Below are 16,401 nucleotides of genomic sequence, written 5' to 3'. Positions count from 1 at the left end.
GCGATACCTGCCATCCTGTCGCCCGGCCTGCAGCGCGGTTTCTTGCGGCCGGATCGGTACGATCGGCAAATCGGTCTTCACGCGGTCATCTTCAAGGGCGCGATCCCGCACATCGTTACGCAACCAACGCCGGACATGTCGGTTGGCCCCTGACGAAAGGATGATCGACATGGCAGACTTCAAGAAGGGCGACACGGTTACCTGGAACGCACCCGGCGGCACCGCCCATGGCACCGTGGAGAAAAAGCAAACGAGCGACACCACGATCAAGGGCCATCAGGTGCGTGCGTCCGAGGACGACCCGCAATACATCGTAAAGAGTGACAATGGCGGCAAGGCGGCGCACAAGGCCGAAGCGCTGTCGAAGGCGTAACAGTAACCGCGGACGCCCGTGGCGCGAACAGGAAGGAAGAATATGGCAGAGACACCCAAAACCGGCGGCATCCACGCCCCCGTCCAGCCCTCCGAGGAACTCGGCGCGATTGTCGGCAACGACAAGCTGCCGCGCAGCGAGGTCATCAGCAAGGTCTGGGAATACATCAAGAAGCACGATCTTCAGAACCCGGAAAACAAGCGCGAGATTCTCGCCGACGAGAAGCTGAAGAAGGTGTTCGGTCGCGACAAGTGCACGATGTTCGAAATGAACAAGTACATCGCCCAGCACGTCAAGGCCTGATCGGACCATCGCATCGGGGGCGGCATCTTGCGATCCCGATCGCATGCCACCCCCGACATGGCCTGCCTGATACTGAACCGGTCAGGTCGCCGCGTTCGACCTGTGGTCCGCGTTCGACCTGCGGGATGCCGTAAAACTGGTGCCCCCGGCGAGATTTGAACACGCGGCCTACGGTTTAGGAAACCGTCGCTCTATCCGGCTGAGCTACGGGGGCAATGCGCACCGCGATACCCGTGCCCTCGCCGATAATCAATCATACTCGAAACCATGGCTCTCGAAACCATAGCGCCCGAAACGTCAGTTGATTGCTTTCGGCGGAACGACCGGGACCAGCAACGGCATGACCGGTACACCATCGGCCACCAGCGCCCTTGCCTGTGCGACGGTCGCCTGACCATGGATGCCGCGCGTCGGTTCCTCGCCGTCATGCATCGCGCGCGCGCGATCGGAAAAGTCCGTCCCCACCCAATGCGATTCCTTCAGGGCGACGGCCTGCGCCCTGGCAATCGCGGTCAGCATCTGCTTCCGGCGACCATCCTCTGTGTCGGTCGACCGCCCCTGCCCCTTCGCCGCGATGTTCGGGGCCATCATCGCCTTGGCAATGGCGGTATCGCCACACACCGGACAATGGATCGCCCCGGACGCCTGCTGGTCGGCAAAGGCCGCGCTGGAGGCAAACCAGGCCTCGAACACGTGCGCCGCGCCGCATTTCAGGTCGAACACGATCACGCCGTCACCAGCACCGGCGGAATCGGCCTTCGGTGCGTGAGGACCGGGATCCGCGACCGCGTATCGGCCAGCGCCGCCTCGTCCAGATTGACGATCGCCAGTCCCGGCTCCTCGCCCATGTCGCACAGGACGGTGCCCCACGGATCGACCACCAGCGAGTGGCCGTAGGTGGTACGACCATCGGCATGGATGCCGGTCTGCGCCGCCGCCACGACGAACGCGCCGGCCTCGATCGCCCGCGCGCGCAGCAGGACATGCCAGTGGGCAGCGCCAGTCGGTCGGGTGAACGCCGCCGGCACCGCCAGGATCGTCGCCCCGGCATCGCTCAGCCGCGCGTACAGATCCGCAAAGCGCAGGTCGTAGCAGATCGACAGCCCGACCAGCCCGGCCGGCGTCGTGGCCACCACCGCCGTATCACCAGCGACGTAGCTGGCCGATTCGCGCCACCGCTCACCCGTCGGCAGGTCGACATCGAACAGGTGCAGCTTGTCGTACCGCGCGCGGATCGCACCCATCCCGTCGATCACAAAGCCCCGGTTGCCAAGGCGACCATCGGCACGCCGGACCGCCAGCGACCCGATGTGAACCCATATCGCCGCCCTTGCCGCCGCCGCGCGCACGGCGGCAAGAACCGGATCGGCCTCCTCAATGGTGATGCTGTGCGCCGCGCGGTCACGGTCGCGATCGAGCAGACCCGACATTTCCGGCGTGAACATCACGGTCGCTCCGGCATCCGCCGCGTCGCCCACCGCTGTCACGATCGTTGCGGCATTGGCGAGCGGGTCGATCCCGCTCGTCATCTGCAGGACCGCGATCCGGCTCAAGCGAGCAGCGAATCCAGTTCGCCGGCACGATCCATCGCCGCCAAGTCGTCCGACCCGCCGATGTGCCGGCCGTCGATGAATATTTGCGGCACGGTCGTCTTGCCGTTCGACCGACCCAGCATCTCGGCTCGCTTCGGCCCGCCCATGCTGATGTCATGTTCCTCAGGGGTTACACCCTTCGACGCGAGGAGTTTCATCGCCCGAGAACAATAGGGGCAGAACGCTTTGGTATAGATTTCGACTTTGGCCATGCAGGGGAAATGTGGTGCGCGACCCCGCTTGTCAATCGTCGGCCGCCGCATCCAGCACCCGCGCCCAGCACAGGATCGTCACCGATCGCGCCCCCGCCGCCAGCAGCACCCGGGTCGCCGCGTCCGTCGTCGCCCCGCTGCTGTACACGTCGTCGACCAGTCCGACCGCCTTGCCTCGCACGGCCATGCCGTGTTCGGGCGCGACCGCGAAGACCCCGGCAACCGCCCGCGCCCGCGCCTTGCGCCCCAGTCCTTTCAGCGACGGCGTCGCCCGCGTGCGGACCAGCGCATGGCGATCGACCGGCACCCCGGTCCTGCGCGCGATCGCCAGAGCCATCACCAGCGCCTGATTGAATCCGCGCGACCACAGCCGCCAGCGGTGCAAGGGCACCGGCACAAGCAGGTCCACGCCCGCGGGCATCGTCCGCACGATATGCCGCGCCATCGTCTCCCCCAGCCCCGTCCGCCGCCCGTATTTCAGCCTTAACGCCAGCCCGCGCGACACGTCGTCATAGGCCACCGCTGCGCAGATACCGGCATGACGCGGCGGATCGGCGATGCAGGCGGCACACCGCGCGCCGGGGCCGCGATCATACGCGAACGGCCGGTTGCAGGCAGCACAGCCCGGTGGCCCGAGAAAGGTCATCGCGCTCCAGCAGCCGGAACAGAACTGGTGATCGTCGCCGACGACCACGCCACAGACCGGACAGCGTGGCGGCAGCGACAGGCCCATCAGCAGGCGGAGCGTACGGTCGAACAGGGCCACCTGCCCCTTGTCGACAAACCCGCCGCCGGGCACAAGCGGCGACGTGGACAGTCAGGACATCTTCGATCGCCGCGCCCGGCGTATCCGGCGCAACCGGATCGCGCCGGATTACCCCGCGCACGACTTTCTTCGGGCGGTAATGCTCGACGGCATTGCCGAACGGCTCGACGCGGTGACCCGCGACTTTACCGAGATTCTGGACGTCGGAAGTTTCACCGGCGACCTGACGGTTCCGGGCGCGCGGATCGCCCGCTGCGATGCAGGACGGGCCTTCGCCCGCGCGGCCCACGGCGTTCAGGCCGACGAGGATGGACTGCCCTTCGCCGACGCCGCCTTCGATGCCGCGATCAGCGCCGGCGTGCTTGACCAGGTCAACGACCTGCCCGGCGCGCTGTCGCTCATCCGTCGCACCCTGCGCCCCGACGGGCTGTTCCTTGGTGCCTTTCTTGGCGGTGGCAGCCTGTCGACGTTGCGCGCGGTGCTGCGCGAGGCGGAGGAAGACCGCCCTGTTGCCCGGCTCCATCCCCAGGTTGACGTCCGCGCGGCCGGCGACCTGATGGTCCGCGCCGGCTTTGCACTGCCGGTCGCCGATGTCGAAACCGTGACGGTGCGCTATGCCGATCTCGGCAAGCTGCTGACCGATCTGCGCGGTATGGGGGCCGCCAATCTGCTGCGCGGCCGCAGCGCGATGTCGCGCGCGACGCTGGCGCGTGCCTTTGCCGCCTTCGCGGCGCGGGCCGACACGGACGGCCGGACGTCGGAGCGATTCGATATCGTGTTCCTGACCGGCTGGGCGCCCGCCGCCAGTCAACCGAAGCCGGCACGGCGCGGCAGCGGCACGACCTCGCTGGCCGACGTGCTGAAACGCTTCCCCGCCCCCTGACCCCTCTGACGGAAATCGTCAGGCGATCATGCCGCCATCCTCGGCATCGCGCGCCAGCAGGCGGCCCATCGTGTCGAACAGCGCATCCATCGCCACCGGCTTGAACAGCACGTCGTCCGCCCCCGCCGCCAGGCACCGGTCGCGCAAGTCGACGGCGGTGTCGGCCGTCACGACGATTAGCGGCAACCGGGCCTTGGCATCGTTCCGGGCGCGGATGTGCCGGATCGCGGTGATCCCGTCCATGCCGGGCATCCGCAGGTCGACCAGCACCATGTCGAAATCCTGCGCGTCGATCAGGCGCAGGCCCCGTTCGGCATCTTCCGCCTCGACCATCGTCACACCGGCAACGTCGAGCATATCGCGAACCACCCGGCGGTTCATTCGATCATCCTCGATGAAAAGCACGTTCATGACCGATTTCGCAAAATGACCCCGATGGCAACGGACGGAGGAACAGGATGCTTATGCATAGCAGATCATGCCGCCTGCGTCACAAGCGAAACCTGATGTGCATCAGGTCCATCCACCGCAAACAGGGCGGCGACCAGCGCCGTGGACGCGACCGGTTTCGCAATGATCCTGGTGACACCGGTAGCATATAGCCGGTCGAACGCCGCTGATCCGGCGGATGGCCACAACAGCGTCGTCGTCGCGCCATTCGCCCGCGCCACGGCGGCGATCGCCTGCAATCCGGCATCGACATCGTCCGCCGCGCGAATCGTCGCGTCGTCGATCAGCACGGTCCCGATCGTGCCGGATGCGATCTGGCAAGTGGCATCCTCGACCGAGTCGGCAAAGACGATGCACGGGGCATGGGGCGACAGGAGCGATCGGAACATGCTGCGCGTGATCGGGTTGCGGTCCACCACCAGCAGGGCCGGCTCGCCGCCGGCATCCGCGGTCGCCTGACACGCCGTTTCCGCGATGCCGAGCGGCAGCCGCAGGGTGAAGGTCGATCCCTGTCCGACAACGCTGTCGACGGTTACATCGCCACCCATCGCACGCGCCAGACTGCGGCAGATCGACAGGCCAAGGCCGGTGCCGCCGAACCGACGCGTCGTGCTGGTGTCGGCCTGGCGGAAGGATTCGAAGATCGTGTCCTGCTTGTCCGCCGGAATACCGATGCCGCTGTCGGTCACGGCGATGCGGATGTCCGAATCGTCGGCGCTGCGCCACGCCCGCAACCGGATCGTTCCACGATCGGTGAACTTCAGCGCGTTGGACAACAGGTTCGACAGGACCTGGCGCGTGCGTGCGGCGTCGCCAGTGACCATTTCGTCGGACAAGATCATATCCAGCGTGAACGACAGGCCGCGTACCTGCGCCTGCGCCTCCCACATGCGACAGGTATCGGCCAGCAGCGCGCGCAGATCGAACGGCGCGGCCTCGATCGTCAGGTTGCCGGTTTCGATCTTGGCCACGTCGAGAATGTCGTCGACCAGCCCGCGCATCGTCGTACCCGCGTCGTGCAGCAACCGCACACGGTCGCGGGTCGCCGGGTCCAGGCGCCGGTCCGCCAGCATCACCTGGGCCATGCCGAGGATACCGTTCAGCGGCGTGCGGATTTCATGGCTGGTCGTCGCCAGGAACTCGGTCTTCGCCGCCAGCGCCTTGCCCAGCGCAATGTTCGTCGTGGCCAGATCGGTGTTCGCCGACCGGACGGCATTGCGACTGCGCCGCAACGTGACGATCCCGAACGCCAGCAACGCAATGACGACCAGCGTCGCACCGCCGGCACCCAGGAACATGATCCGTTCGGTCCGCGCCTCCTCCCGTTCAAAGGCGATGCTGCGTCGCAGGTCATCAGCCTTCAGCTTGGCGATTCGCAGTTCCTGATTGGCGAAATCGAACCGCGCGCCCATCAGCGCGGTGCTGGCACTCGTCGCCAGCTTGGTCGACTCGTCATCGAGCCGCTTCAACGCAATCAGATGTGTCAGAGCAAGAGTCGGCCTGCCTATGGCACGGTAGATTTCATAGGCTGTCTTGTGCGCCTCACGATTCGACAAAATGGGATCGTGTACATTGACGCCGTGGAACACTTCGTCTGCAAGGCGACCGGCCCGCGACAGGTCTCCGTGTTGCAGCGCGGCCTGTGCTGCGATGGCCTGCAACTGCGGCCGCCATCCCGCAGCCTCTCCATCCGCCGTGAGTGCTAACCCTTCGCGGATCGTTCGCTCTGCTTTGTCGACCCGCCCGCTAAGAAGATAATTACGCGCCAGATTGCCCAGAATACGTGCGCGCAACAGCGGACTGGACAGCGATCGCTCGATCCTCAACGATCGCCGGAACTCGGCCTCAGCGGCATTATAGCGGCCCATGTCCTGAAGTATAGCGCCCCGATTGTTGTAGATTGATACCGATAAACCGGGATCCCCGCTATATACTTCCAACGCCTGGCCAAAATAGCGCAGCGCTGACTCGTTGTCGTTCCCGTCGCTGTATAAGGTGGCCATGGACAATAGCGCCCGCGACTGGCTCCTGGCATCACCGACTGTACGGAAAATGACGAAAGCAGACTGATAATCTGCCAGCGCCTCGGCCACTTTTGTTTGCACGGCATGCAAACCACCACGCGATAGCAGAATGTCACCCAACAACTTCGATCGAGGCGACTGCCGCCTCGCCAGCGTCCACGCGGCGTTGATCGGCCCACGCGCAAGCATCGGCTCGTTCAGCCTCAGATACGCTTCGCCTTCCAGCCACTTGGCGGTGGCGATTGCGACGTCCCGCTGGGCGGTAGCCGTGAAACGCTGGCCAATCGCACCGGCCATTTTGGCTTTGGCGGCGGCAGTTTCGGGGTCGATCAACATTGCCGCCTTGGCGTCGTCAATCGCTTCCTCGAAGCTTGTGGCAGACGACATTTGGGCGGACCGCACACCGCCGGGCATCGCCAGCATAAGCGCGAAAACCGCCGCGCCGCGCCACCAGCGCATTACCGGTCAGCCATGTTTGCGAACCGCCCGGAAACGATCGAAGCTCGCATGCGTGTCGCGCGTGACCGCCAGATGCGCGCGGTCGGACAGGAACGGGATCAGCGCCTCGATCGCGATCGGTCGGCTGATGAGGTATCCCTGAACCATGTCACAGCCCATGACCGACAGCAGGGCCAGCGCCGATTGCGTCTCCACCCCTTCCGCCACCACGTCCATTTCCAGCGCATGGGCCAGATCGATCGTCGACCGCACGATCAACGGATCGCGGTTGGAACTGGTCAGCTGGGTCACGAACAGCTTGTCGATCTTCAGCTCGCGGGCCGGCAACTGCTTCAGGTACGCGAGCGACGACAACCCTGCGCCATAATCGTCGATGGAAATGACGATGCCGAGCGCGGCGAAGGAATGGAGGTTGGCGATCGCGGTTTCAGGGTCGTCGATCACCGATGTCTCGGTAATCTCGAATCCGAACGGAACTCCGCTCGCCGTCACCAACGCGCCGGCTTCGGACACGAAGCGGGGATCGGCCAGCAATCCCCCGGCGACGTTGATGAACACCCGCAGGTCGTGGCCGTGCGACGCCATCACGCGCTGATCGGCGATCACGCGCCGGATCGTCCACAATGTGACGCCGGCCATGATGTCCATTTCCTCGGCCAGCGGAATGAAATCACTTGGCGCAATCAGACCGCGCTCGGGATGATTCCAGCGGATCAGCGCCTCGACACTGACGATTGCCTGCCGCCGGACATGCATCTTGGGCTGATAATGCAGGAACAGTTCATCGCCGGCGATCGCGGCATCCAGTTCGCGGGCGAACGCGATCGTGTCGATCTTGGGGGTGGCGTCGCCCACCTCGCGAATCACCGGACCACGGCCGACCCGGGCCGCGTCGCGCGCGCGCTCGGCCTCCTCGATCATCGGGACGTCGCCGCAGTCCGGCCCGAAGGCGGCGGCGGCACCGATCACGAAATCGATGTCGAGATATTCGCCGACCAGCCCGACCGGATGACGAAACGCCAGCTCAAGGCGCAGGACGGCCGCGTCGACCTCCGCGCGCCGCAAGCCTTCGAACCGGATCTCGAACGCATTGGCGGCCTCCTGCCGCACGAACGCCGACGGGATCAGTTCACCAAGCAAGGCACCAATGCCGTCGATTGCGGACTGAACACGCTCGCGTCCCAGGTGCCGCCGCAGCAGCGCGAAATTGGCGACTTCGCCCAACAGGGTAAATCGCCACCAGACCGGCGCCAGACCCGGTCCATCGTTGGTGTTCGCGGCCTGATCCGCCGGGTCGAATCCCGGCACGGCAGCGCACGCGTACACAGGCTGATGGCTCTCGGACATGATGCCGGGCCTACGCCCCGGCCCTGAAGATACTCTTAAGATTGTACGGAAAACGCGCCGATCCGGGATATTTTAGTTAATTTCCATTAACCACGATTGCGACTGCATCCGGTTCAAGCTACAAAGATATCGCACCCCAACGGGTGCCAATGAGGGAGAACTCTTATGCTGAAGTTCATTCTGTCGCTGATCCACGGTGATCATATTCGCCCCTGGTAAATCGTTGGTCGATCCGGATCCGGACTTGGCCCGGTATATACTGGCCATGTTGGGTCCGGATCGATTTTCGTTATTGCGGCGTGCCGCCATCAATCCTGAATTGACGCGGCGATCAGACGCTGCATGAAAGCACTGCCCCGGGCCATCTGTGCGGTTTCTATATATTCATCGGCCTGATGCGCCTGCTCGATCGAACCCGGACCGCAGATGACGGTCGAAAATCCCGCTCCCTGAAATTGCCCGGCCTCCGCCGCATAGGCAACGACACGCGCCGGGCCATTATCCCCCGCCAGACCGCGCGCAATCCGCTCCGCCATGCCATCCGGTTCCGGTGCGAACGATGGCGTCCGGGACCGGCGGCGGACGACCACCCCGGCGTGTGGGAACCGCGCCTTTGCTGCGGCATCCGCCTCGGCGCAGGCGGCCAGGAACGGCGCGACGATCGTGTCCGGATCCTGACCCGGCGGCGTCCGCACATCGAAGATGAAGGTACATTCCCGCGCCAGGATGTTGACCGCGGTGCCGCCCGACACCTGCCCGATGGTCAGCGTGGCATGGCGCGGGCAGAACAGCGAGTGCGGGTCTGCCTCCGCCTCCAGTCGCGCGGCCAGCGCGACCAGCCGGTGCATCAGGTCGGCCGCCACCATGTTCGCCGACAGCCCCAGATGCGTCAGGCTGGAATGGGCCTCATGGCCCGTGACCGTCACGGTCCAGGTCGAGATCCCCTTGTGCCCGCTGACCACGACCATATCGGTCGGCTCGCCGACGATGACGGCGGCCGGCGGCGGCAGCACGCGGACCAGTTCGGCGATCATCGACGGCGCACCAAGGCACCCGACCTCCTCGTCATAGGAGAAGGCGAGATGGATCGGCCGGACCAGCGGCGCATCGGTTTCGACCGCCGCCAGCGCCAGCGCGAGGAACCCCTTCATGTCACAGGTCCCGCGCCCGTACAGGCGATCGCCGCGCCGGGTCAGCGTAAACGGATCGCTGCGCCACGCCTGCCCATCGACCGGCACGACGTCGGTATGGCCCGACAGGACGATGCCGCCCGCCGCCATCGGCCCGGCGCTCGCATACAGATTGGCCTTGCTGCCATCGTCATTGGCCACCCGACGCGATGCGATCCCCCGCCGCGCCAGCAGCGCCTCGACATAGCCGATCAGCGCAAGGTTCGACCCGCGTGAGGTCGTGTCGAACGCGATCAGGTCGGCAAGGATGGCGGTCGCCCGCGCGGTCAGGTCGGTCATCGCCCTACCCTACGCGCACGCGCGGCACCGGCAAGCCCCCGGCGTGTGCCCGTCAGCGAACCGGACGCGTCGGCACCGCCATGTTCTCGGACCAGCCGCCACCGATCGCCTTGAACAGCGCAACGGTCATCTGCCGCAACTGCGCGTCGCTGGCCGCGATCTGCTCGCGCGCGGTCAGGACGTCGGTCTGCGCGATCAGCAGGCTGTCCTGCGCGACGAAGCCGGTCCGGTACTGCGCCTCGGTCGCTTTCGCGCTCGACACCGCATCGGCCAGCGCACGCTCCAGCGCGGCCCGCCGCCGACGCTCGGCATCAATCTGTGCCAACGGATCCTCGACATCGCGCAGGGCACCCAGCACGGTCGACTGATAGGTCAGATAGGCCTGCTCCGCCGCCTCCTTGCGGCCCTCGACCGTGACCTTGCGCCGGCCCCAGTCGAGCAGCGGGAACGATACCGCGCCCGAACCGGTCAGTTGCAGGCTGTCCCACGCGAACAGGCTGGCCAGCGAAGTGGAGATCAGCTGGGCAATGCCGGTCAGCGAAAATTTCGGGTACAGATCGGCGACCGCGATCCCGATGTCCGCGCTCGATGCCGCCAGCCGCCGTTCGGCCGCGCGGATATCCGGTCGCCGGCGCAACAGGTCCGACGGCAGACCGGCCGGTATCGCCGGAGCCACCGGGAACACCGCCGGCGGCGTGGACAGCGTGCCGGTCAGCGCGTCCGGCGCGCTGCCGACCAGAATGGCCAGCGCATGCATCCGTACCCGTGCGTCCGCCCGGATCGGTTCCAGTCGCGCCTCGGTCGTCGTGATCCGTCCGCGCTGCCGCGTCACGTCGATCTGCGGCACCAGACCGACCTTGGCGATATTGCCGGCGATGGCCTGCGCCCGGCGCTGGTTGGCCAGTTCGGCCTCGACGATCGCCACCTGCGCCTGATCGAAGCGCAGCGCGAAATAGGCCTGTGCGACTTCGGCCGCCAGCGTCACCGCCGCATCGCGCCGGCTCCATTCCGCAGCCTCGGTCCGCGCCCGCGCCGCCTCGACCTGACGTCGGCCACCGCCGAACAGGTCCAGTTCCCAGCTCGCATCGAACCCGGCGGCAAAGGTCGTGATGCCTGATCCGGGCAGGGCAATGCCCGTCGTGCTCCCCGAACCGCCGGTGTCGCCGCCGCCCGAGAACGCGCGCGCAAGCTGGGAAAATCCGGCATTCTTGCTGAATTCGATATGGCTCGCATTGGCGGAGGCATTGACCACAGGCTTGCCGATCGCACCCGCCGCGATTTCCTCGACCCGCGCCTGCCGCACCCGCGACGCGGCGATTCCCATGTCGGGATTGTCCGCCAGCGCGCGTCGAACCAGCGTGTCGAGCGTCGGATCACCGAACGCCCGCCACCACGTCGCCGGATCGACCGAGGCACCCGCGGGCGCCCGCGGTTCGGCAAACGCAGACGGCACGCCGGCTTCGGGCGGACGATAGGTCGGGCCGACCGTGCAGGCGGCCAGCGCCAGCGTAGCCGCGCCCGTCAGAACCATGCGCGAAATCATCAGTGCATTCCTCCAGCGGGCGCGCCGCCGCCCGGATTCCTGACCCTCAGGAACAGCGCGAGCGGGGCCAGCACCAGCACCACGATCATGAACGTCCGGTACACGTCCAGAAACGCCAGCATCGTCGCCTGCCGCTGCATCTGCTGATACAGCACCGCCGTTGCCGTTCGGGTTGCGTCGCCGACGCTGCTGAACGCACCCGTCGCCTGCGCCATCCAGTCGTTGTAGTTCGGGTTGAGCGGGTTCAGACCATTGACCAGCACCGCCTGCTCGCTCTGCCGGTGTGACGCCAGTTGCGTCTGCGCGAACGAGATGCCGACCGTACCGCCCAGATTGCGGAACACGTTGAGCAGGCTCGATGCCTGCGCCGTCTGGTTCTGCCGCAAGCCGACATAGGCAATGGCGTTGATCGGCACGAAAAGGAACGGCAGCGCCGCCGCCTGCAACAGCCGCCCGAACGCGGCATCGCCGAACGCAATATCGGCGGTCCAGTGCGACATGTTCCACAGCGCGACCGCCTGCATCATCAGCGCCGGGAACAGCAGGAACCGGACATCGACCTTGCCCGCCAGCTTGCCCGCGAACGGCACCGCGATCAGCGTCGCGAATCCGCCCGCGGTCAGTGCCAGCCCGGCATCGAGCGCGCTGTAGCCCAGCACCTGTTGCAGCATCTGCGGGATCAGCTGCGTGGTGCCGAACAGGATCATACCCGTCAGCCCCATCAGCGACACCGTGATCGCGAAGTTGCGATTCTTCAGCAGCTTCAGGTCGACCACCGGATCGTCGATCGTCAGTTCGCGGATGACCAGCGCGATCAGCGCGGTCGCCGAGATGATCGCGGTGGTGATGATGAAAGGGCTGGAGAACCAGTCTTCGCGCTCGCCGCGATCAAAGGTCAGTTCGAGGAACCCGAGACCCAGCACGACGAAGATCACGCCCCAGTAATCAATCTTCAGCCCGCCCTTCAGCTTCTCCGCCCGGTCCTGTTTCACCGCATCGGGTTCATCGACGAAGATGTCGGCCAGGAAGAACGCGGCGATGCCGACCGGCACGTTGATGAGGAACACCCAGTGCCAGCTGGAATGTTCGGTGATGAACCCGCCCAGCGTCGGCCCGAGCACCGGTCCCACCACCACCACGATGGCAAAGGCGGCAAACGCCATCCCCCGCTGCTTGGGCGGAAACGTATCGGCCAGGATCGACTGTTCGACCGGGGCAAGACCACCGCCGCCGATTCCCTGCAACACGCGGGCAATAACCAGGGTGGTCAGGTTCGGCGCGATCCCACACAGCAGCGATGCCAGCGTGAACAGCGCGATCGAGAACAGGAAATACCGCTTCCGCCCGATCGCGTCGGACAGCCAGCCGGAAATCGGAATGATGATCGCGTTGGCGACCAGATAGCTGGTCAGCACCCAGGTCGCCTGATCCGTCGTGATCGCCAGCCCGCCGGCAATGTGATCGAGCGACACGTTCGCGATCGAGGTGTCGAGCACCTCCATGAACGTCGGGATGCTGATGATCGACACGATCAGCCACGGGCTGTAGCGCCCGGCCGCCGACCGCGCCGGGGTCCATTCATGCGATGCCCCCGCCCCCTGCTTGGCTACCGGAGCCGCACCGGCCATGTCAGCGCACCTTGACGGTGGGGACGACCGACATGCCGGGACCGATCGCGTAGCGGCGCGGATCGGGACCGTTCTTCACGTCGAACTCGATCCGCACCGGCACGCGCTGCACGACCTTCACATAATTGCCGGTCGCGTTCTGCGGCGGCAGCAGCGCGAACGCCTGCCCCGCGCCACGCTGGATCGAATCGACATGGCCGTGAAACTCGACGCCGGGAAACGCATCGACCTCGATGTTCACCGGCTGGCCCGGGCGCATCCGCTGAAGCTGGGTTTCCTTGAAATTGGCGGTGATCCACATCCGGTCGGGGACGATCGCCATCAGCTGCGTGCCCGGTCCGACATAGGAGCCGAGGTTGACCGATCGGTTGACCACCTGCCCCGACACCGGGGCCGCGAGGCGCAGATTGCCCAGCGTGACATTGGCCTGCTTGACCTGCGCACGCTTGGCATCGACCACCGCCTGCTGCGCGCCGATCTGACGCCGCGCGACCGTCACCTGGGCCAGCGCGCTCGTCACCTGACGCTGCGCGGCGGCGGCATCGGCGGCGGTCGATCGCGCCTGCGCACGGGCCGCGTCCAGCTGCTGCCCTGCGACCGCGGTCGGATCGAGCCGCAGCAAGGCCTGATAGCGCGCCAGATCCTGCTGCGCCTTGTCGGCGGCGGCCAGCGGAACGCGCGCCGCGGCGGCGGCCTGCGCGGCGTTGGCTTGGGCGGAGGCGACCTGCGCGCGCGCCTGCTCGACCTGCGCGGCGGCCTGCGCCACGCCGGCCTTCGCCTCGGACAACTGCGCCTCCGGCCCCGACGGTTCGATCACCGCGAGCAGCCGGCCCGCCTCGACATGCCGGTTGTCGACATCGGCCACCTGCACCAGCGTGCCGGCCACCTGCGGCGCGATCCGCACGATATGCGCGTCGACAAAGGCGTCGTCGGTCGATTCGAACTGGCGCGCGTGCAGCCAGTACAGCACCGATCCGACGACGATCGCCGCCACGACCGCGACCAGGATGATCCAGAACAGCGGCTTGCTGGTGACCGGCCGCTTTTTGGGGGCGCTGTCCTCGCGATCATCATCGCGATCATCGTGCGGCTGGTCCTGATCGCCCTCGGTTACGTCGCTCATGAAAGCCCCTGTTGCTCGGCCCGAAGCCGATCGAGAATTGCATCGATGTTTGCCGCGATCCGGGCCTTGAGCAGGACGAGGTCGTCGTCGCCGATCTCGTCGCGTTCCAGCAACCGCAGGCAGGTCGCCCGCTGCGCGCGCAGCGTCACCACCTGTCCGATCAGGGTGATCGTCACGATCCGCGCCATGCGCCGGTCCGCCACGCCCGCCGTCACGCAGATCAGGTCGGCCAGCATGTCCAGCATCTGGCCCATGACCCCGCCATAGATCCGGTCGAACGCCTGCGTCGGGCGCATCTGTTCGCGGATCAGGAACAAGCTCCAGTCCGAATTGCGGTCGCTGGCCATCTTGTCGACGAATCGTGACAGCGCCGCGTGGATGTGCGCCCGGGCCACGACCGGATCGCCGGTGACCGGCGATGTGCGCGTGTCCAGCACCGGCCCCATTTCCTCGGCCATCCGCGCTGCGATATGATCCGCGACGGCCAGATACAGCCCGTCCTTGCCACCGTAATGATAGGTGATCGACGACATCGCCGTGCCCGCCGCCCTCGCAATCTCCCGCGTGCTAGCGCCTTCCGGCCCCTTCAGGCCGAACTCGCGCAGCGCAATGTCGAGAAGACGGGTCTGGATCACCCGCCGTCGTTAGTTCGATCGAACGAATTGCTCAAATGACAAACACGTCATGTCTGTCCCGCTCTACAGTAGAGCGCTCAGGCCGACGCGCGCGACCGGGTCGGCTCGGGGTTGGAGAACACCATCGCGTCGTCGACCGACCCGTATTTCAGCGCCATCAGGTCCAGCGCATAATTCTGGTTCATCCGCCACGGTTTCCTGCTGCCCTGTCGCGGCATCCGGTCGATGGCGCGCTGCACATAGCCGGAGGTGAACGACAGGAACGGCTCCTCGCGCACGGACGGATCGTCGTTGCGCGGCGTCGCCTGCCGCATCCCGCGCTTGCGCATCACGTTCAACAGGCGGCAGACGTACAGCGCCGTCAGATCCGCCTTTAACGTCCACGATGCGTTGGCATAGCCGAAGGTCGATGCCATGTTCGGCACGTCGGAGAACATCATCCCCTTGTAGTTCAGCGACCGCGCCAGGTCGCGCTCCACCCCGTCGATCCGAAACACGATCCCGCTCAGCAATTGCAGGTCCAGCCCCGTGGCGGTCACGATGATGTCGGCGGCAATGTCCGTCCCCGTCCCGGTCCGGATCCCGCCCGGTGTGAACCGGTCGACGGTATCGGTCACGACCGTTGCCGCGCCGGACCGGATCGCCACGAACAGATCGGAATCGGGAACCAGGCAGATACGCTGATCCCACGGGTCGTATCGCGGGTTGAAGTGCGTCGCCACGTCATAGTCCGGCCCAAGCTGCGCGCGCACCGCCTTGGTGATCCTTGCCCGTACGTCGACCGGTCGCGCCCTTGCCAGCTTGTAGAGCGCCATGCCGATCAGCACGTTGCGCCACCGGGTAAGGCCATACGCCGTTTTTGCCGGCAGTTTCGCGCGCAGCCAGTCGGCGAACCGATCCCGCGATGGCCGCGATACGACATAGCTTGGTGACCGCTGCAGCATCGTCACATGCGCCGCGGTCTTCGCCAGCGCCGGAACCAGCGTCACCGCGGTCGCGCCGCTGCCGATCACGACGATACGCTTGCCGGCGTGATCCATATCCTCGGGCCAGAACTGCGGATGGACGATCCGCCCCGCAAAGTTCTTCTGCCCGGGAAAGACCGGCGCATGGCCCCTGGCGTAATCATAATAGCCCGAACACATGCACAGGAAGTTGCAGCTATATGCCACCGGATCGCCGCCCGGCCCCGTGCCCTCGACCGTCCAGCGCGCGTCCTCGGTCGACCAGTCGGCGCGCAGCACGCGCGTGTTGTACCGGATATGCCGGTCGATCCCGTATGCCGCCGCCGTCTCGTTCACATAGTCGCGGATCGCCGGCCCGTCCGCGATCGCCTTCGCCGCGGTCCACGGACGAAACGAAAAGCCCAGCGTGTGCATGTCCGAATCCGACCGGATGCCGGGATAGCGGAACAGGTCCCACGTTCCTCCCATCGCCGCCCGGGCCTCCAGGATCACATAGCTGCGATCCGGGCAGCGGTCCTGCAGGTGATAGCCGGTGCTGATACCCGATAGTCCGGCACCCACCACCACCACGTCGAAATGCTCAGCCGTCATGCCGTCTCCGCCCGCATACCGATCGTTCCAGTCGGTAT

16 protein-coding genes, 1 tRNA gene and 1 pseudogene are annotated in these 16,401 nt (G+C 66.1%); 3 read left to right on the top strand and 15 right to left on the bottom strand.

Features of this window, described 5'->3' with window-relative positions; genetic code table 11:
• The first annotated feature begins 169 nt into the window (after nt 1-169).
• Together ASE75_RS15765 and ASE75_RS15760 are read left to right on the top strand one after the other, a co-directional pair.
• On the top strand, nt 170-373 hold the full coding sequence (locus ASE75_RS15765; protein ID WP_055933878.1) for a DUF2945 domain-containing protein: 204 nt from the start codon (nt 170-172) through the stop codon (nt 371-373).
• Nucleotides 374-415: 42 nt separating this feature from the next.
• Nucleotides 416-676 (top strand): SWIB/MDM2 domain-containing protein, encoded by a 261-nt coding sequence (locus ASE75_RS15760; RefSeq protein ID WP_055933499.1) that lies wholly within the window; start codon nt 416-418, stop codon nt 674-676.
• A gap of 137 nt (nt 677-813) precedes the next feature.
• Here the strand turns inward: ASE75_RS15760 and ASE75_RS11175 are convergent.
• The 5 genes from ASE75_RS11175 to ASE75_RS11155 form a co-directional block, all read right to left on the bottom strand.
• Nucleotides 814-890: transfer RNA gene (locus tag ASE75_RS11175), tRNA-Arg, on the bottom strand.
• 83 nt (nt 891-973) lie between these two features.
• On the bottom strand, nt 974-1,405 hold the full coding sequence (locus ASE75_RS11170) for a DUF1178 family protein (RefSeq protein WP_055933496.1): 432 nt from the start codon (nt 1,403-1,405) through the stop codon (nt 974-976).
• Entirely contained in the window at nt 1,402-2,229 is an 828-nt protein-coding gene (locus tag ASE75_RS11165) for a carbon-nitrogen hydrolase family protein (RefSeq protein WP_082463937.1), read from the bottom strand. Before ASE75_RS11165 ends, ASE75_RS11170 begins: the two co-directional genes overlap by 4 nt.
• Nucleotides 2,226-2,480 carry a glutaredoxin 3 gene (grxC, locus tag ASE75_RS11160; protein WP_055933493.1) on the bottom strand — a complete coding sequence of 85 codons (255 nt, stop codon included), beginning with the start codon at nt 2,478-2,480 and terminating at the stop codon, nt 2,226-2,228. The genes ASE75_RS11165 and grxC overlap by 4 nt, the downstream gene beginning before the upstream one ends.
• A gap of 31 nt (nt 2,481-2,511) precedes the next feature.
• Nucleotides 2,512-3,213 carry a ComF family protein gene (locus tag ASE75_RS11155; protein WP_443025341.1) on the bottom strand — a complete coding sequence of 234 codons (702 nt, stop codon included), beginning with the start codon at nt 3,211-3,213 and terminating at the stop codon, nt 2,512-2,514.
• Between the two features lie 76 nt (nt 3,214-3,289).
• On the opposite strand from ASE75_RS11155, the gene ASE75_RS11150 reads away from it, so the two are divergent.
• A complete protein-coding gene (locus tag ASE75_RS11150; RefSeq protein ID WP_156340411.1) occupies nt 3,290-4,129 on the top strand; it encodes a methyltransferase domain-containing protein in 840 nt (279 codons plus the stop codon).
• Nucleotides 4,130-4,147: 18 nt separating this feature from the next.
• On the opposite strand, the gene ASE75_RS11145 is transcribed toward ASE75_RS11150, so the two are convergent.
• The 10 genes and pseudogenes from ASE75_RS11145 to ASE75_RS11105 all read right to left on the bottom strand — a co-directional run bounded on the left by ASE75_RS11145 (nt 4,148) and on the right by ASE75_RS11105 (nt 16,363).
• Nucleotides 4,148-4,540, bottom strand: coding sequence for a response regulator (locus ASE75_RS11145; RefSeq protein WP_055933484.1), 393 nt, complete (start codon nt 4,538-4,540; stop codon nt 4,148-4,150).
• 65 nt (nt 4,541-4,605) lie between these two features.
• Nucleotides 4,606-6,048 (bottom strand): sensor histidine kinase, encoded by a 1,443-nt coding sequence (locus ASE75_RS15935; protein ID WP_235512703.1) that lies wholly within the window; start codon nt 6,046-6,048, stop codon nt 4,606-4,608.
• Between the two features lie 240 nt (nt 6,049-6,288).
• A pseudogene (locus ASE75_RS16115) lies at nt 6,289-6,792 on the bottom strand (tetratricopeptide repeat protein); the annotation flags it as partial.
• Between the two features lie 276 nt (nt 6,793-7,068).
• Nucleotides 7,069-8,409 carry an EAL domain-containing protein gene (locus tag ASE75_RS15175; protein WP_082463936.1) on the bottom strand — a complete coding sequence of 447 codons (1,341 nt, stop codon included), beginning with the start codon at nt 8,407-8,409 and terminating at the stop codon, nt 7,069-7,071.
• A 308-nt stretch (nt 8,410-8,717) separates the two neighbouring features.
• Entirely contained in the window at nt 8,718-9,878 is a 1,161-nt protein-coding gene (gene argE / locus ASE75_RS11130; RefSeq protein ID WP_055933478.1) for an acetylornithine deacetylase, read from the bottom strand.
• A 52-nt stretch (nt 9,879-9,930) separates the two neighbouring features.
• On the bottom strand, nt 9,931-11,421 hold the full coding sequence (locus ASE75_RS11125) for an efflux transporter outer membrane subunit (protein ID WP_235512674.1): 1,491 nt from the start codon (nt 11,419-11,421) through the stop codon (nt 9,931-9,933).
• Nucleotides 11,421-13,049: a DHA2 family efflux MFS transporter permease subunit gene (locus ASE75_RS11120; RefSeq protein WP_055933475.1), complete on the bottom strand. Its 1,629-nt coding sequence runs from the start codon at nt 13,047-13,049 to the stop codon at nt 11,421-11,423. The genes ASE75_RS11125 and ASE75_RS11120 overlap by 1 nt, the downstream gene beginning before the upstream one ends.
• Before the next feature lies 1 nt (nt 13,050).
• Nucleotides 13,051-14,172 (bottom strand): HlyD family secretion protein, encoded by a 1,122-nt coding sequence (locus ASE75_RS11115; RefSeq protein ID WP_082463935.1) that lies wholly within the window; start codon nt 14,170-14,172, stop codon nt 13,051-13,053.
• On the bottom strand, nt 14,169-14,807 hold the full coding sequence (locus tag ASE75_RS11110) for a CerR family C-terminal domain-containing protein (RefSeq protein WP_055933472.1): 639 nt from the start codon (nt 14,805-14,807) through the stop codon (nt 14,169-14,171). The genes ASE75_RS11115 and ASE75_RS11110 overlap by 4 nt, the downstream gene beginning before the upstream one ends.
• Before the next feature lie 77 nt (nt 14,808-14,884).
• A complete protein-coding gene (locus ASE75_RS11105) occupies nt 14,885-16,363 on the bottom strand; it encodes a flavin-containing monooxygenase (RefSeq protein ID WP_200922354.1) in 1,479 nt (492 codons plus the stop codon).
• Nucleotides 16,364-16,401: the final 38 nt, after the last annotated feature.

The organism is Sphingomonas sp. Leaf17, from assembly GCF_001421505.1.
Classification (GTDB): domain Bacteria; phylum Pseudomonadota; class Alphaproteobacteria; order Sphingomonadales; family Sphingomonadaceae; genus Sphingomonas.
This window is presented reverse-complemented; position numbering and strand designations above follow the sequence as displayed.

What these genes read in the sequence shown, in the direction of transcription:
- ASE75_RS15765 (WP_055933878.1), top strand. Translation starts at nt 170, where the DNA reads ATGGCAGACTTCAAGAAGGGCGACACGGTTACCTGGAACGCACCCGGC.
- ASE75_RS15760 (WP_055933499.1), top strand. Translation starts at nt 416, where the DNA reads ATGGCAGAGACACCCAAAACCGGCGGCATCCACGCCCCCGTCCAGCCC.
- grxC (WP_055933493.1), bottom strand. Translation starts at nt 2,480, where the DNA reads ATGGCCAAAGTCGAAATCTATACCAAAGCGTTCTGCCCCTATTGTTCT.
- ASE75_RS11155 (WP_443025341.1), bottom strand. Translation starts at nt 3,213, where the DNA reads ATGGGCCTGTCGCTGCCGCCACGCTGTCCGGTCTGTGGCGTGGTCGTC.
- ASE75_RS11145 (WP_055933484.1), bottom strand. Translation starts at nt 4,540, where the DNA reads ATGAACGTGCTTTTCATCGAGGATGATCGAATGAACCGCCGGGTGGTT.
- ASE75_RS15175 (WP_082463936.1), bottom strand. Translation starts at nt 8,409, where the DNA reads ATGTCCGAGAGCCATCAGCCTGTGTACGCGTGCGCTGCCGTGCCGGGA.
- argE (WP_055933478.1), bottom strand. Translation starts at nt 9,878, where the DNA reads ATGACCGACCTGACCGCGCGGGCGACCGCCATCCTTGCCGACCTGATC.
- ASE75_RS11125 (WP_235512674.1), bottom strand. Translation starts at nt 11,421, where the DNA reads ATGATTTCGCGCATGGTTCTGACGGGCGCGGCTACGCTGGCGCTGGCC.
- ASE75_RS11120 (WP_055933475.1), bottom strand. Translation starts at nt 13,049, where the DNA reads ATGGCCGGTGCGGCTCCGGTAGCCAAGCAGGGGGCGGGGGCATCGCAT.
- ASE75_RS11115 (WP_082463935.1), bottom strand. Translation starts at nt 14,172, where the DNA reads ATGAGCGACGTAACCGAGGGCGATCAGGACCAGCCGCACGATGATCGC.
- ASE75_RS11105 (WP_200922354.1), bottom strand. Translation starts at nt 16,363, where the DNA reads ATGACGGCTGAGCATTTCGACGTGGTGGTGGTGGGTGCCGGACTATCG.